The organism is Streptomyces sp. MK7 (genome assembly GCF_032658145.1).
Classification (GTDB): Bacteria; Actinomycetota; Actinomycetes; order Streptomycetales; family Streptomycetaceae; genus Streptomyces; species Streptomyces spiralis.
Map to the genome: position 1 here is coordinate 27,349 of NZ_JAVACL010000055.1, position 14,436 is coordinate 41,784.

11 protein-coding genes are annotated in these 14,436 nt (G+C 70.7%); 10 read left to right on the forward strand and 1 reads right to left on the reverse strand.

Annotation, left to right across the window (positions count from 1 at the left end; translation table 11 throughout):
• Window positions 1-38: 38 nt before the first annotated feature.
• From R2S09_RS35400 to R2S09_RS35420, 5 genes are all read left to right on the forward strand, one after another.
• Window positions 39-2,126: a SpoIIE family protein phosphatase gene (locus R2S09_RS35400; RefSeq protein WP_306192289.1), complete on the forward strand. Its 2,088-nt coding sequence runs from the start codon at window positions 39-41 to the stop codon at window positions 2,124-2,126.
• A gap of 121 nt (window positions 2,127-2,247) precedes the next feature.
• Window positions 2,248-3,333 carry an S-(hydroxymethyl)mycothiol dehydrogenase gene (locus R2S09_RS35405; protein WP_316745392.1) on the forward strand — a complete coding sequence of 362 codons (1,086 nt, stop codon included), beginning with the start codon at window positions 2,248-2,250 and terminating at the stop codon, window positions 3,331-3,333.
• Window positions 3,333-3,962 (forward strand): MBL fold metallo-hydrolase, encoded by a 630-nt coding sequence (locus R2S09_RS35410; protein ID WP_316745393.1) that lies wholly within the window; start codon window positions 3,333-3,335, stop codon window positions 3,960-3,962. Before R2S09_RS35405 ends, R2S09_RS35410 begins: the two co-directional genes overlap by 1 nt.
• 282 nt (window positions 3,963-4,244) lie before the next feature.
• Window positions 4,245-4,607 carry a bifunctional 3-phenylpropionate/cinnamic acid dioxygenase ferredoxin subunit gene (locus R2S09_RS35415; RefSeq protein WP_306192286.1) on the forward strand — a complete coding sequence of 121 codons (363 nt, stop codon included), beginning with the start codon at window positions 4,245-4,247 and terminating at the stop codon, window positions 4,605-4,607.
• Window positions 4,604-5,767, forward strand: a complete 1,164-nt coding sequence (locus R2S09_RS35420) for an FAD-dependent oxidoreductase (protein ID WP_316745394.1) — start codon at window positions 4,604-4,606, stop codon at window positions 5,765-5,767. The genes R2S09_RS35415 and R2S09_RS35420 overlap by 4 nt, the downstream gene beginning before the upstream one ends.
• Window positions 5,768-5,778: 11 nt before the next feature.
• Here the strand turns inward: R2S09_RS35420 and R2S09_RS35425 are convergent, their stop codons facing one another.
• Window positions 5,779-6,576, reverse strand: a complete 798-nt coding sequence (locus R2S09_RS35425) for an IclR family transcriptional regulator (protein WP_306192284.1) — start codon at window positions 6,574-6,576, stop codon at window positions 5,779-5,781.
• A gap of 150 nt (window positions 6,577-6,726) precedes the next feature.
• Here R2S09_RS35425 and betA point away from each other — a divergent pair, with 150 nt between their 5' ends.
• The 5 genes from betA to R2S09_RS35450 all read left to right on the forward strand — a co-directional run bounded on the left by betA (window position 6,727) and on the right by R2S09_RS35450 (window position 14,235).
• On the forward strand, window positions 6,727-8,397 hold the full coding sequence (gene betA / locus R2S09_RS35430; RefSeq protein ID WP_316745395.1) for a choline dehydrogenase: 1,671 nt from the start codon (window positions 6,727-6,729) through the stop codon (window positions 8,395-8,397).
• A 307-nt stretch (window positions 8,398-8,704) separates the two neighbouring features.
• Window positions 8,705-10,174, forward strand: a complete 1,470-nt coding sequence (locus tag R2S09_RS35435; RefSeq protein ID WP_316745396.1) for an aldehyde dehydrogenase family protein — start codon at window positions 8,705-8,707, stop codon at window positions 10,172-10,174.
• A gap of 20 nt (window positions 10,175-10,194) precedes the next feature.
• A complete protein-coding gene (locus R2S09_RS35440; protein ID WP_316745397.1) occupies window positions 10,195-11,283 on the forward strand; it encodes a glycine betaine/L-proline ABC transporter ATP-binding protein in 1,089 nt (362 codons plus the stop codon).
• A complete protein-coding gene (locus tag R2S09_RS35445; RefSeq protein WP_316745398.1) occupies window positions 11,283-13,256 on the forward strand; it encodes an ABC transporter permease subunit in 1,974 nt (657 codons plus the stop codon). The genes R2S09_RS35440 and R2S09_RS35445 overlap by 1 nt, the downstream gene beginning before the upstream one ends.
• A 13-nt stretch (window positions 13,257-13,269) precedes the next feature.
• Window positions 13,270-14,235 (forward strand): ABC transporter substrate-binding protein, encoded by a 966-nt coding sequence (locus tag R2S09_RS35450; RefSeq protein ID WP_306192279.1) that lies wholly within the window; start codon window positions 13,270-13,272, stop codon window positions 14,233-14,235.
• The last annotated feature ends 201 nt before the right edge of the window (window positions 14,236-14,436 follow it).

A 14,436-nucleotide genomic window follows, 5' to 3' on the forward strand; every position in this document is an offset into this window, starting at 1 on the left:
TCGTAGCCATCGGTTGCTGTCGAGGAGGGAGCTTGAGGATGACCACACAGGAATCGTTCCGGGGCGACGAGGAGGCCCGCCAGGTGGGAGCCTCGCCGCCGGGAGGGCTGCTCGACCTGCTCAGCGTGTCCGCGGTGGTGCTGGACGACCGCGGGCGGATCGTGTTCTGGAGCCCGCAGGCCGATGACGTGTTCGGCTACACCGCCGAGGAGGCGCTGGGCCAGTACGCGGACCGGCTCCTGGTCCACGAGGAGCACCGGGATCTGGTGGTCAAGCTGTTCGCCGAGGTGATGGGCACCGGGGCCAGCTGGGCCGGCGCGTTTCCCATCCGGCACAAGGACGGCAGCAGCCGCCTGGTGGAGTTCCGCAACATGCGGCTGCTGGACGACCTCGGTGACGTCTACGCCCTGGGCATCGCCGCCGACCGGGCCATGCTGGAGCGGGTCGAGACCGAGCTGGCCCTGTCCGAGCGGCTGGTGTCCCAGTCGCCCATCGGCGTCTCGCTCCTGGACACCGAGCTGCGCTACCTGCTGGTCAACCCCGCGCTGGAACGCATCAACGGCATCCCCGCCGCCGACCACATCGGCCGCCGCCCGCGTGACGTCCACCCCCTGACCGGCATCGACACCATCGAGTCCGCCCTGCGGCAGGTGCTGGTCACCGGCACCCCGCTGATCGACCAGTACATCGTCGGCCGTACGCCGGCCGACCCGGACCACGATCACGCCTGGTCGGTGTCGTACTACCGGCTGGAAGGGGCCGGCGGACAGGTGATCGGTGTGGCGAACTCGGTCGTCGACGTCACCGAACGCCACCGGGCCGCGACCGAGGCGGACCGGGCCCGGCGCAGGCTGGCGCTGATCGCCGACGCCGCCGCCCGGGTCGGGACCACCCTGGAGGTGGAGCAGACGGCCCATGAACTGGCGAAGGTGGCCGTGCCCGTCCTGGCCGACGTGGCGGCGGTCGACGTCCTCGACGCCGTGCTGGCCTTCCGGCGCACCGGAGGCCCGCGCGAGGGGCCGGAGCTGTTCCGTGCGCTGGCCGTGGTCTCCGACCACCCCACCGAGGCCACCGCCGCCGCGGACAAGGTCGGCGACCTGGCCGCCTACGGCCCGGACCGTCTGATCACCCGGTGCGTGCACACCGGGCAGCCGGTCATCGTGGCCCACACCGGTGAGGAGGAACTCCAGCGCATCGCCCGCGACCCGGACGCGGCGGAGGCCTTCGCCCGGGCGGGCGTGCACTCCTACCTCGCCGTGCCCCTGATCGCCCACAACGAGGTGCTCGGCGCGTTCGACCTGCTGCGCATCGACAACCCGCTGCCCTTCGACGAGGACGACGCGATCCTCGCCGGGGAGCTTGCCGCCCGGGCCGCGGTGGCCATCGACAACGCCCGCTGGCACCAGAGCGTGCGCAACTCCGCGGAGACCCTCCAGCGCAGCCTGCTGCCCGGGCGTCACCCCCGCCTCGTCGGCCTGGACGTCGCCTCCCACTACCAGCCCGCGCAGGCATCCTGCGAGATCGGGGGCGACTGGTACGACGTCGTGCCGCTGGACGGCGACAAGACCGCCCTGGTGGTCGGCGACGTGATGGGCAACGGCATCGACGCCGCCGCAGCCATGGGCCGTCTGCGCACCGCCACCTGCGCCTATGCCGACCTCGACCTCGCCCCCGACGAGGTCCTCCAGCACCTGGACAAGATCACCCGCGGGCTGGAGCACTACATCGCCACCTGCCTCTACGCCGTCTACGACCCCCACCAGGGCCGCTGTCTCATCGCCAACGCCGGACATCTGCCGCCCGCCCTGATCCGCAGCGGGCAGCGCCCCGAACTCCTCGACCTCCCCACCGGCGCGCCCCTCGGCGTCGGCGGCGTGCCCTTCCGCACGTCCGCCTTCGACTTCCACCCCGGCGACCGGCTCGTCCTGTACACGGACGGCCTGGTGGAGACCCGGCACCACCCGATCGACGAACGCCTGAGCACCCTGCTGCGCGTCCTCGAGGGCGAACCGCGTCCGCTGAAGGACACCTGCCAATGGCTCCTGGACAGACTCCGTGAGCCCGAGGACCACGACGACGTCGCTCTCCTCATCGCGCAGGCCGAGCCGATCACTCCGGCACCTTGACCCCTGGTCGGCCCTCCATGATGCTGTGTTGCGGGACATGAGATGCGTGCCGTATTGAGCAACTTCATGTTCGCCGTGACGAGCACCATCTGACGCGGATTCGTACAGTCGAGGAGTGGTCATGACTCACCAGGTTCGTGCCGTCGTCGCTCGCGGGAAGGGCGCACCCGTCAGCCTGGAAACGATCGTCGTGCCCGACCCGGGTCCGGGCGAGGCACTGGTGAAGATCGAGGCCTGCGGGGTCTGCCACACCGATCTGCACTATCGCGAGGGGGGCATCAACGACGAGTTCCCCTTCCTCCTCGGTCACGAGGCGGCCGGTGTGGTGGAGTCGGTGGGGGAGGGGGTCACGGACGTCGCTCCCGGTGACTTCGTGATCCTCAACTGGCGTGCGGTGTGCGGGCAGTGCCGGGCCTGTCTGCGCGGGCGGCCCTGGTACTGCTTCAACACGCACAATGCCAAGCAGAAGATGACCCTCACCGACGGCACCGAGCTCTCCCCGGCCCTCGGGATCGGCGCTTTCGCCGAGAAGACGCTGGTGGCGGCCGGCCAGTGCACCAAGGTGGACCGGGCCGCCTCGGCCGCGGCCGCCGGTCTCCTCGGCTGCGGTGTGATGGCGGGCATCGGCGCGGCGATCAACACCGGGAACGTCGGCCGCGGCGACTCGGTCGCCGTCATCGGCTGCGGCGGCGTGGGGGACGCGGCCGTCGTCGGGTCTCATCTGGCGGGCGCGGCGAGGATCATCGCGGTCGACGTCGACGACCGCAAGCTGGCCACGGCCCGGAAACTGGGCGCGACCCACACGGTCAACTCCGGGGAGACCGACGCGGTCGAGGCGATCCGGGAGCTGACCGGAGGCTTCGGCGCTGATGTCGTGATCGACGCCGTCGGCCGCCCGGAGACGTACCAGCAGGCGTTCTACGCCCGTGACCTGGCCGGCACGGTGGTCCTGGTCGGCGTGCCGACCCCGGAGATGAAGCTGGAGCTGCCCCTGCTGGACGTGTTCGGCCGGGGCGGCGCGCTGAAGTCCTCCTGGTACGGCGACTGTCTGCCCTCCCGGGACTTCCCGATGCTGATCGACCTCTATCTGCAGGGCCGGCTGGACCTGGACGCCTTCGTCACCGAGACCATCGCCCTCGACGAGGTGGAGAAGGCGTTCGAGCGGATGCACGGCGGCGACGTGCTGCGCTCGGTGGTGGTGCTGTGATGGCCGTTCGCATCGAACGCCTCGTCACCTTCGGGCAGTTCACCCTCGACGGGGGCACCTGGGACGTCGAGAACAACGTGTGGATCGTGGGCGACGACCACGAGGCGATCGTCATCGACGCCGCGCACGACGCCGAGGCCATCGCCGCCGCGGTCGGCGACCGCCGGCTGACCGCCATCGTGTGCACCCACGCGCACAACGACCACATCGACGCCGCACCCGCCCTCGCCGCGCGCACCGGTGCGCCGATGCTGCTCCATGCCGATGACCTTCCGCTGTGGAAGCAGACCCATCCCGACCGGATGCCCGACGGTGAACTGGCCGACGGCCAGGTCCTCTGCGTGGCGGGCGTCGAGCTGACCGTGCTGCACACCCCCGGACACGCCCCCGGCGCGGTCTGCCTGTACGCGCCCGGCCTGACGGCCCTCTTCAGCGGGGACACGCTCTTCGCGGGCGGGCCGGGCGCCACGGGACGGTCGTACAGCGACTTCGGCACGATCGTCGACTCGATCCGGGACCGGCTGCTGACGCTGCCGGGCGAGACGGTCGTCCACACCGGACACGGGGAGACCACCACCGTGGCGGCGGAGGCCCCGCACGTTCAAGAGTGGCTCGACCGGGGCTTCTGACCGGCGTCCCCATCATGGATGCACGCCCTCTCCCGGCCCGGTGGCCGCGGGACCGGCGTGCATCCGCTGACTTCACGCGCGTTTCTCGACGCGCCGCAAGTTCTTTGTGGCGCAACGGGAATCGGCGGGTCGAGGGGCTTCGTGAACGCCTTGACAAGGGTTTTGGCCGACCCCAGACTGATGTTGCGTTTACCGCAATACGTTCCGCTATATGCACCGTCTAGGGAGCCGAGGGGCGGCTGAAGGCGCCCGTAGGCGAACGAGCCATCGAACCGAGGTGTCATGATGATTCCCGCGTGCCGTCTCACGGATCTCCCGCGAGGCGAGGCCTTCCGGCTCGACATCGACCCGCCGGTCTCGGTGTTCCACACCGCCGACGGCGAGGTCTTCGCCATCGACGACACCTGCACCCACCAGGACGCCTCGCTCGCGGACGGCTGGCTGGAGGGCTGCGAGGTGGAATGCCCGCTCCACGCCTCGACGTTCGACCTGAGGACCGGCGCTGTCGACGCCCCGCCGGCCAGGCTCCCGGTCCGGACGCACGAGGTCGTCGTGGAGGACGGCATGGTCTACGTGCGGCTGTCGACGGACGCCCCCAACCTGCCGCCCTGCGTCGCCACCCGGCTCGCCGGAGGGCGCGCGTGAGGACGGTGGCCGTGGTGGGGGCCTCGCTCGCCGGTCTGTCGGCGGCCCGCGCATTGCGGTCACAGGGCTACGACGGGCGGCTGGTCGTCATCGGCGACGAGCCCCACCGCCCCTACGACCGGCCGCCGCTGTCCAAGGAGTTCCTGGCCGGCACCGTCGGCGAGGCGGACCTCGCACTGGAGACGGACGACGAGGACCTGCGGGCGGAGTGGCTGCTCGGCGCCCGCGCCGCCGGACTGGACCGCACCGACCGCGCGATCCGGCTCACCGACGGCCGCCGGGTCCGGGCAGACGGCGTCGTGGTCGCGACCGGCGCCGCCGCCCGCACCCTGCCCGGCACCGACGGCCTGGCCGGAGTGCATGTGCTGCGCACCCTCGACGACGCCCGTGGTCTGCGGGAAGCCCTGGCCCTGCGCGGACGGCTGGTCGTCATCGGCGGCGGCTTCATCGGTGCCGAGGTCGCCTCCACCGCATACGGCCTCGGGCTGGACGTGACGGTCGTCGAGGCGGCCCCGACGCCGCTCGCCGGACCGCTCGGCGACGCCATGGGCGGCATCGTCTCCGCCCTCCACGCCGACCACGGCGTACGGCTGCTGTGCGGGGCGGGCGTCAAGGGGCTCGGCGGCGAACGCCGGGTCGAGGCCGTGCTGTTGGAGGACGGCCGCAGCATCCCCGCCGACATCGTCGTCGTCGGTGTGGGCGCGCGCCCGAACGTCGAGTGGCTTCAGGGATCCGGCGTCGCCCTGGACAACGGCGTCACCTGCGGCGCCGACGGCCGCACCAGCCTGGCCGGGGTCGTGGCGGTCGGTGACTGCGCCGCCTGGTACGACCCACGTGCGGGCGTCCACCGCCGCGTCGAACACTGGACGGGTGCGCTGGAGCGGCCCGCCGCGGCCGTGGCCGCGCTGCTGTCGTCGGGCGCGACGGAACCCGGCGTGCCCCGGCCGCCGTACTTCTGGTCGGACCAGTACGGCGTGAAGATCCAGTTCGCCGGGCACGCGGCCGGCGCCGACACCGTGACCGTCGTGGAAGGCGCCGCGGACGACCGCAGCTTCCTCGCCGTCTACCGGCGCGGCGGTCATCCGGTCGCCGTGCTCGGCATGAACCAGCCGCGGCTGTTCACCCGCTGGCGCAGACGACTGGCGCACACGGCACCGTGACACGGCCCGGGTCAGCCCAGGTAGCCCATCCGGTGGCTGATCTCGTCCGCGCCCTTGACCAGCACCGGAGCGAGCTCGTGCAGGCGCACCTCGGTGAAGCGGTAGGACGGTCCGGAGGCGCTGAGCGCCGCGACGACCTCGCCGTCCCGGTTGCGGATCGGCGCGGCGATGGCGTGCAGACCGATCTCGAACTCCTCCGTGGTCCAGGCGTAGCCACGCTCCCGGGCCTCGGCGAGGTTCTTCTCGAGCTTGGTCTTGGCGGTGATGGTGTGCGGAGTGACCTTCTTCAGGCCCGCCTCGGCCACCAGCGCGGCGCGCTCCCTGGCGGGCAGGTGGGCCAGCAGGATCTTGCCGCTGGAGGTGGCGTGCAGCGGGGTCAGCTGACCGACCCAGTTGTGCGCGGTGACGGCCGCCGGGCCGCGCACCTGGTAGAGGTTGATCGCGTAGTGCTCCTGGAGCACCGCGATGTTGACCGTCTCGCCGATCTCCTCGGCGAGGCGCTCGCAGACCGGGCGGCCCTGCTGGGTGATGTCGATACGCCCCGTGACCGCGCCGGCCAGGCGCACGATGCCGAACCCGAGCCGGTACTTGCCGCGCTCGACGGCCTGCTCCACCAGGCCCCGCGCCTCCAGGGCACCGAGCAGGCGGAACGCGGTCGACTTGTGGACGTCGATCTCGCCGGCCACCTCGCTGACGCCCGCCTCGCCGCGCTGGGCCAGGATCTCCAGCACGCTGATGGCGCGGTCGACCGACTGCACTCCTCCGGTCTGTGAAGTCGACGTTTCAGACTCTGTGCTGTAGTTGCTCATGACGAAACTATACGCTCAGTAAACAACGCCGATGCAAGTGATGCAACGGAAACACGGAAAGGCAAGGTTGCGTTGCGCGCAACCTGGTGCGCATAGCGCTACCGCACTAGCATGCCCCGCGTATCTACGGCGCGAGCGAGACGAGGCACCATGGCTACCCTGCACTACGACTTCGTCATCGTCGGCGGCGGATCGGCCGGCAGCGCACTGGCGAACAGGCTCTCGGCGGACCCGGCGAACCGGGTGCTGGTCCTGGAGGCCGGCCGGTCCGACTACCCGTGGGATGTCTTCATCCACATGCCCGCGGCGCTGACCTACCCGATCGGCAGCCGGTTCTACGACTGGAAGTACGAGTCCGAGCCGGAGCCCCACATGGGCGGCCGCCGCATCTACCACGCGCGCGGCAAGGTGCTGGGCGGCTCCAGCAGCATCAACGGCATGATCTTCCAGCGCGGCAACCCCATGGACTACGAGCGCTGGGCCGCCGACCCCGGGATGGAGACCTGGGACTACGCGCACTGCCTGCCGTACTTCCGGCGGATGGAGAACTGCCTCGCGGCCGACCCGGACGACGAGTTCCGCGGCCACGACGGGCCGCTCGTCCTCGAACGAGGCCCGGCGACCAATCCGCTCTTCACCGCCTTCCTGGAGGCCGTCCAGCAGGCCGGCCACGCCCGCACCGACGACGTCAACGGCTACCGCCAGGAGGGCTTCGCCCCCTTCGACCGCAACGTCCATCGCGGGCGCCGTCTGTCGGCCTCCAAGGCCTACCTCAAGCCCGCGACGAAGCGGCCGAACCTCACGGTCCGCACCCGCGCCTTCGTCACCCGGGTGCTCTTCGAGGGCACGCGGGCCGTCGGCGTCGAGTACCGGCGCGGCAGGGGCGCGCCCCAGCAGGTCCGCGCCGGCGAGGTCATCCTCTGCGGCGGCGCGATCAACTCCCCGCAGCTGCTCCAGCTCTCCGGCGTCGGCGACGCCGACGAACTGCGCGCCCTCGGCATGGACGTCGTCCACGGCCTCCCCGGCGTCGGCGAGAACCTTCAGGACCACCTGGAGGTCTACGTCCAGTACGCCTGCAAGCAGCCGGTCTCCATGCAGCCGTACCTGGCGAAGTGGCGTGCCCCGTTCATCGGACTGCAATGGCTCTTGCGCACCGGGCCCGCCGCCACCAACCACTTCGAGGCGGGCGGCTTCGCCCGCAGCAACGAGGACGTGGACTACCCCAACCTGATGTTCCACTTCCTGCCGGTCGCGGTCCGCTACGACGGCTCCTCGCCGGCCGGCGGTCACGGCTACCAGGTGCACGTCGGACCCATGTACTCCGACGCCGTCGGATCGGTGAAGATCAGGAGCAGCGACCCCCGGGTCAAGCCCGCGCTGCGCTTCAACTACCTCTCCACCGAACAGGACCGCCGCGAGTGGGTCGAGGCCGTCCGCGTCGCCCGCCGGCTCCTCAACCAGCCCGCGCTCGCCCCCTACAACGGCGGGGAGATCTCGCCCGGCCCGTCCGTGGAGAGCGACGAGGAGATCCTCGCCTGGGTCGCCAAGGAGGGCGAGACCGCCCTGCACCCCTCCTGCACCTGCAAGATGGGCACCGACGACATGTCGGTCGTCGACCCGGCGAGTATGCGCGTGCACGGACTGGACGGACTGCGCGTGGTGGACGCCTCCGTGATGCCGTACGTCACCAACGGCAACATCTACGCGCCGGTGATGATGGTCGCGGAGAAGGCCGCCGACCTGATCCTCGGCAAGCAGCCGCTGGAGCCGTCGAAGGCCGCGTACTACCGTCACCGCGACGCCCAGAAGCAGGCGGGGTGAACCCCCGGGACCGAACGGTGGCGCCGCGCGCCGGCTGACCGGCTCGGCGGCTGAACACCGCCCCGGCGGGGCCGTGTTCAGCCGCCGACGTGCCCCGGAGCGGTCGTACACAATCGCCGAACCGCCCCGGCGTGTGTGTCGCAGCGGCCGTATACGACGGCGGGCGGCCCGTGTCCCGGTCCATCCGCCGTCGGCCGAATCGTCATGACCAGACCCCTTGACGTAGGTGGGCGCTTTCGCCAGGGTGTTCCACCACAAGCAATTAGATGCACGATGCGCAACGCATTTCGGCTGAAGGGCTTGGCTCGTGGCAGACCTGTATGTGGACGGGACGTGGCGGAAGCCGGTGTCCGGAGGCCTCCGGGACATCCGCTGTCCCGCCGACGGCACCCTCGCCGCGACCGTGTCGGAAGGAACACGCCCCGACACCGAGGCGGCGATCGCCGCCGCCCGCCGTGCCTTCGACGAGGGACCCTGGCCGCGCACCCCCGAGCGGGAGCGCGGCCGACTGCTTCTGCGCACCGCCGACATCATCGAGCGCGACGCCAAGGAGTTCGCCCGCGCCGAGTCGCTGGACACCGGCAAACGTCTCGTCGAGAGCGAGTACGACATCGCCGACGTCGTCTCCTGCCTCCGCCACTACGGCGGTATCGGCGGCACCGACGCCGGCCGGGTCGTCGACACCGGCCGCGACGACGCCGTCAGCCGTGTCGTGTACGAGCCGATCGGGGTGTGCGGGCTCATCACCCCCTGGAACTACCCGCTGCTGCAGGCCTCCTGGAAGGTCGCGCCCGCCCTCCTCGCGGGCAACACGGTCGTCCTCAAGCCCAGCGAGCTCACCCCCTCCACCTCCGTCCTGCTCATGAAGGCGCTCCAGGAGGCCGGGCTGCCGGCCGGCGCCGCCAACCTGGTGCTGGGCACCGGTCCCGAGGCGGGCGCACCGCTCTGCGAGAGCCCCGCCGTGGACATGATCTCCTTCACCGGAGGCCTGGAAACCGGCAGGCGCATCATGGCGACCGCCGCCGCGACCGTGAAGAAGGTCGCGCTGGAGCTCGGCGGCAAGAACCCCAACGTCGTCTTCGCCGACGCCGACTTCGACACGGCCGTGGACTTCGCCCTCACGGCCGTCTTCCTGCACTCCGGGCAGGTCTGCTCGGCCGGCGCCCGTCTGATCGTCGAGGACCGCCTGCACGACGCCTTCGTCGACGAGGTGGTCCGCCGCGCCCGGCGGATCCGCCTCGGCGGCCCCTTCGACCCCGAGGCGGAGACCGGGCCGCTGATCTCCGCCGCGCACCGGGAGAAGGTGGAGGCGTATGTCGCGGCGGGCCTCGCCGAGGGCGCCGTGCTGCGCTGCGGCGGCGAACGACCGGCCGATGCCGCCCTCGCGGCCGGCCACTACTACCCGCCCACCGTGCTCGACGAGTGCCGGCAGGACATGCGCGTGGTGCACGAGGAGTCCTTCGGCCCCGTGCTCACCGTGGAGCGCTTCCGGGACGAGGACGACGCCGTACGCATCGCCAACGACACCGAGTTCGGACTCGCCGGAGCCGTATGGACGCAGGACGCCGGAAAGGCCCAGCGGGTGGCCCGGCGGCTGCGCCACGGAACGGTGTGGATCAACGACTACCACCCCTATGTACCGCAAGCCGAATGGGGTGGCTTCGGGCACTCGGGCGTCGGCCGGGAGCTGGGACCCACCGGCCTGGACGAGTACCGGGAGCCCAAGCATATCTGGCAGAACATCCAACCACGGCCGCAGCGCTGGTTCAGCGGCTGAACGCCGAAAAGAGGTCGAACATGACCCCCACACAGACCGAGGTGCCGCAGCGGCGCGGCACACCCCAGGACCCGGACTCCACTCCGGTCATCTCCGTGCGCCGGCTGTGGAAGGTGTTCGGGCCGAAGGCCGACCGGGTGCCGGACTCCGCCGAGTTGTGCGGACTCTCCCGCCGCGAACTCATGGAGCGCACCGGGTGCACCGCCGCCGTACGCGATGTCGACTTCGAGGTCTCCCCGGGCGAGGTCTTCGTGGTCATGGGCCTGTCGGGCTCCGGCAAGTCCACCCTGGTGCGATGCCTGACCCGGCTGATCGAACCCACCGCCGGTGAGGTCGTCTTCGAGGGCCAGGACATCCGCGACGCCGACGACAGGCGCCTGCGCGAACTGCGGCGGCGCAAGTTCTCCATGGTCTTCCAGCACTTCGGGCTGCTGCCGCACCGCCGCGTGGTGGACAACGTGGCCTTCGGCCTGGAGATCCGCGGCATGGGCAGGGCCGAACGCACCAGGCGGGCCCAGGAGGTCGTCGAACTCGTCGGCCTGGCCGGCTACGAGAACTCCTACCCCGACCAGCTCTCCGGCGGCATGCAGCAGCGCGTCGGCCTGGCCCGCGCCCTGGCCGGCGACCCGGACGTGCTCTTCTTCGACGAGCCCTTCTCCGCGCTGGACCCGCTGATCCGCCGCGACATGCAGAACGAGGTCATCCGGCTGCACCACGAGGTCGGCAAGACCATGGTGTTCATCACCCACGACCTCTCCGAGGCGCTCAAGCTGGGCGACCGCATCCTCATCATGCGCGACGGGAGGACGGTCCAGTGCGGCCGAGGCGACGAACTGGTCGGCGCGCCCGCCGACGACTACGTCCGCGAGTTCGTCAAGGACGTGCCGCGCGGCGATGTGCTCACCCTGCGCTGGATCATGCGGCCCGCGGAGCCGGACGACGAGCTGGACGGCCCCGAACTGGGCCCGGACGTGGTGGTGCGGGAGGCCACCCGGGCGGTGCTGGCCGCCGACCGGCCGGTCAAGGTCGTCGAGAACGGCAAGCTGCTCGGCATCGTCGGTGACGAGGAGATCCTCGCGGTGGTGGCGGGACAGGAAGGCGGCGCGTGATGGCCGTCGCCCTGGACAAGACCGCTCCCCTGGCCGGTGCGCGCAGAGTCAGCCGCCGCACGGTGGTGGCCGCGATCCTGGTCGTCTGGCTGGTGCTGTTCGCCGTGTTCCGCGGCCGGCAGACCCTCACCCTGGCGGCGGCGGACCTCACCGGACTGCACCGCTGGTTCAACGACGTCAACGACACCATCGGCGCGAACCGCAACACCAACCCGCTCTTCCTGTACTTCTTCAACGAGATCCGCCTGGTCATCGACAACCTGGTGACCTTCGTCCAGCACCTGATCTCCCAGCCCACCGGCGCCCGTCCCGTCCCGCAGATCGGCTGGCTCGGAGTGGTCGGCCTGACCGGCTACGTCTCGTGGGCCGTGGCCAACTGGCGGGTCGCGCTGCTGGCCGTGGCCGGGTTCACCTTCCTGGGGCTGCAAGGCCTGTGGCAGGAGAGCATGGACACCCTGTCCCTCACCGTCTCCGCGGTCCTCGTGGCGCTGCTGTTCGCGCTCCCGCTGGGCGTGTGGGCGGGGCTGTCCGACCGGTTCAACCGGATCGTGACGCCCCTGCTGGACTTCATGCAGACGATGCCGACCTTCGTCTACCTGGCCCCGCTGACCCTCTTCTTCCTCATCGGCCCGGCCTCCGCCACGATCGCCACCTTGATCTACGCGGCGCCGCCGGCGATCCGCATCACCGCGCACGCCATCCGCTCCGTACCCCAGAGCACGGTCGAGGCGGCCGACTCGCTGGGCGCGACCCGGCGGCAGACGCTGCTGAAGGTGCTGCTGCCGATGTCACGGCGGACGGTGGTGATGGGCGTCAACCAGACCATCATGGCCGCCCTTGCGATGGTGACCATCGCGGCCCTGATCGACGCCCCCGGGCTCGGCAAGACCGTCGTCCAGGCCCTGCAGTCGCTCGACGTGGGAACGGCTTTCAACGCGGGCCTCGCCATCGTGGTCATGGCGATCGTCCTGGACCGGGTGACGACCGCGGCCAGCGGGCGCGAGGAGGCGGCCCGCCGCTCGGGCAGCCGCTTCCTCACCTGGCGCCGGCCCCTGCTGGCCGTGGGTGCCGTGGGCACCGCGATCCTGGTCCATCTGTCGCACACCTACGTGTGGGCGGCCGAGTTCCCCGGCGACGGCGGCACCGGCAGCTCCATCGCGAGCGCGGCGGACACCGCGACCACCTGGGCACAGGACCACCTGTCGGGCATCACGAACACCGTCCGCGACATCATCACCAACGGCTTGCTCAACCCCTTCCAGTCGCTGCTCACCGACTCCCCGTGGTGGCTGGTCGGCGCGGCCCTGGTGGCGCTCGGCGCGGTGCTCGGCGGCCGGTTCGCCGCCATCACCGCGGCGGTGTGCGTGGGTCTGCTGGTGGGCACGGGTCTGTGGTCGGACAGCATGACGACGCTGGCCTCGACCGTCGTGGCGACGGTGCTGGTGATGGTGCTCGGCGTCGTCTTCGGCGTGTGGATGGGGCGCAGCGTGCTGGTGGACCGGGTGCTGCGGCCCACCCTGGACGCGGCGCAGGTCATGCCGCCGTTCGTCTATCTGGTGCCGTTCCTGGCGCTGTTCGGGGCGACGCGCTTCACGGCCATCGTCGCCGCCGTCGTCTACGCGGCACCGGTCGCCGTGAAGATCATCGCGGACGGGGTGCGGGCCGTGCCCGAGACCACCGTCGAGGCGGCCACCTCCGCCGGGTGCAACACCTGGCAGATCGTCACCAAGGTCCAACTGCCGATGTCACGCAGTGCCCTGACCCTCGCGACCAACCAGGGCCTGATCTACGTGCTGTCGATGGTGGTGGTGGGCGGCCTGGTGGGGGCCGGCGCCCTCGGCTACGACGTCGTGGCCGGATTCTCGCAGGGACAGCTGTACGGCAAGGGACTGGCGGCAGGACTGGCCATCGTCCTGCTCGGAGTCATGTTCGACCGGATCACTCAGGCAGCGGCGCGACGCACCGGCGCGTAAGGAGCACGACACCATGGCAAGAAACTGGCGAGCCGGCGCGGCCGGCATGGCCGTCCTCGGCCTCACTCTCACCGCGTGCGGGGGAGCGAAGGTCGGTGACAGTTCCTCCGCGGGCTCCAAGAGCTCGGGCGGCAAGTGCGGCACCTTCAACCTCGCCGTCAACCCCTGGGTCGGCTACGAGGCGGACGCGGCGGTCGTCGCGTACGTCGCGCAGCACGACCTCGGGTGCACGGTCGACAAGAAGGACCTCAAGGAAGAGATCGCCTGGCAGGGATTCGGGACCGGAGAGGTCGACGCGATCCTGGAGAACTGGGGCCACGACGACCTGAAGAAGAAGTACATCACCGAGCAGAAGACCGCCGTCGACGCCGGCTCCACCGGCAACAAGGGCGTCATCGGCTGGTTCGTGCCGCCGTGGCTGGCCAAGGCCCACCCGGACATCACCGACTGGAGGAACCTCAACAAGTACGCCTCCCGCTTCCGGACCTCCGAGTCCGGCGGCAAGGGACAACTGCTGGACGGCGACCCGTCCTACGTCACCAACGACGCGGCACTGGTGAAGAATCTGAAACTGAACTTCAAGGTGGTGTACGCGGGCAGCGAGACCGCGCTCATCCAGGCCTACCGGACGGCCGAGAAGAACAAGCAGTGGGTGATCGGCTACTTCTACGAACCGCAGTGGTTCCTGTCCGAGGTGCCCCTGGTCAAGGTCGATCTGCCGAAGTACACCACCGGCTGTGACGCCGACGCGGCGAAGATCGCCTGCGACTATCCCGTGTACGACCTGAACAAGATCGTCAGCTCGAGGTTCGCCCGGTCCGGTAGCCCCGCCTACAAGCTGGTGAAGAACTTCCACTGGACGAACGAGGACCAGAACACCGTGGCCGAGTACATCGCGCAGGACAAGATGTCGCCCGACGCGGCCGCGAAGAAGTGGGTCGAGGCCAACCGCGACAAGGTGGAGGCCTGGCTGCGGTAACCCGCTTCCGGGAGCGGGCGGACACGCCCGGCGGGCGATGCGCAGGGGTGCGCACCGCCCGCCGGGCGTTGCCGTTTTCCGGCCCCTTCCGGCCCCTTCCGCGATGTCACGGACCCCTTGACACCCATCCCCGCGACGGGCACATTGAGTTGCGCAACCTGAATCATGTTGCGCAGAAGGCAACTGAGTGGTTCTGGATTC

Excerpts from the sequence above, each read along its gene's own strand:
- R2S09_RS35400 (WP_306192289.1), top strand. The coding sequence starts at position 39 with ATGACCACACAGGAATCGTTCCGGGGCGACGAGGAGGCCCGCCAGGTG.
- R2S09_RS35405 (WP_316745392.1), top strand. The coding sequence starts at position 2,248 with ATGACTCACCAGGTTCGTGCCGTCGTCGCTCGCGGGAAGGGCGCACCC.
- R2S09_RS35410 (WP_316745393.1), top strand. The coding sequence starts at position 3,333 with ATGGCCGTTCGCATCGAACGCCTCGTCACCTTCGGGCAGTTCACCCTC.
- R2S09_RS35415 (WP_306192286.1), top strand. The coding sequence starts at position 4,245 with ATGATGATTCCCGCGTGCCGTCTCACGGATCTCCCGCGAGGCGAGGCC.
- R2S09_RS35425 (WP_306192284.1), bottom strand. The coding sequence starts at position 6,576 with ATGAGCAACTACAGCACAGAGTCTGAAACGTCGACTTCACAGACCGGA.
- betA (WP_316745395.1), top strand. The coding sequence starts at position 6,727 with ATGGCTACCCTGCACTACGACTTCGTCATCGTCGGCGGCGGATCGGCC.
- R2S09_RS35440 (WP_316745397.1), top strand. The coding sequence starts at position 10,195 with ATGACCCCCACACAGACCGAGGTGCCGCAGCGGCGCGGCACACCCCAG.
- R2S09_RS35445 (WP_316745398.1), top strand. The coding sequence starts at position 11,283 with ATGGCCGTCGCCCTGGACAAGACCGCTCCCCTGGCCGGTGCGCGCAGA.
- R2S09_RS35450 (WP_306192279.1), top strand. The coding sequence starts at position 13,270 with ATGGCAAGAAACTGGCGAGCCGGCGCGGCCGGCATGGCCGTCCTCGGC.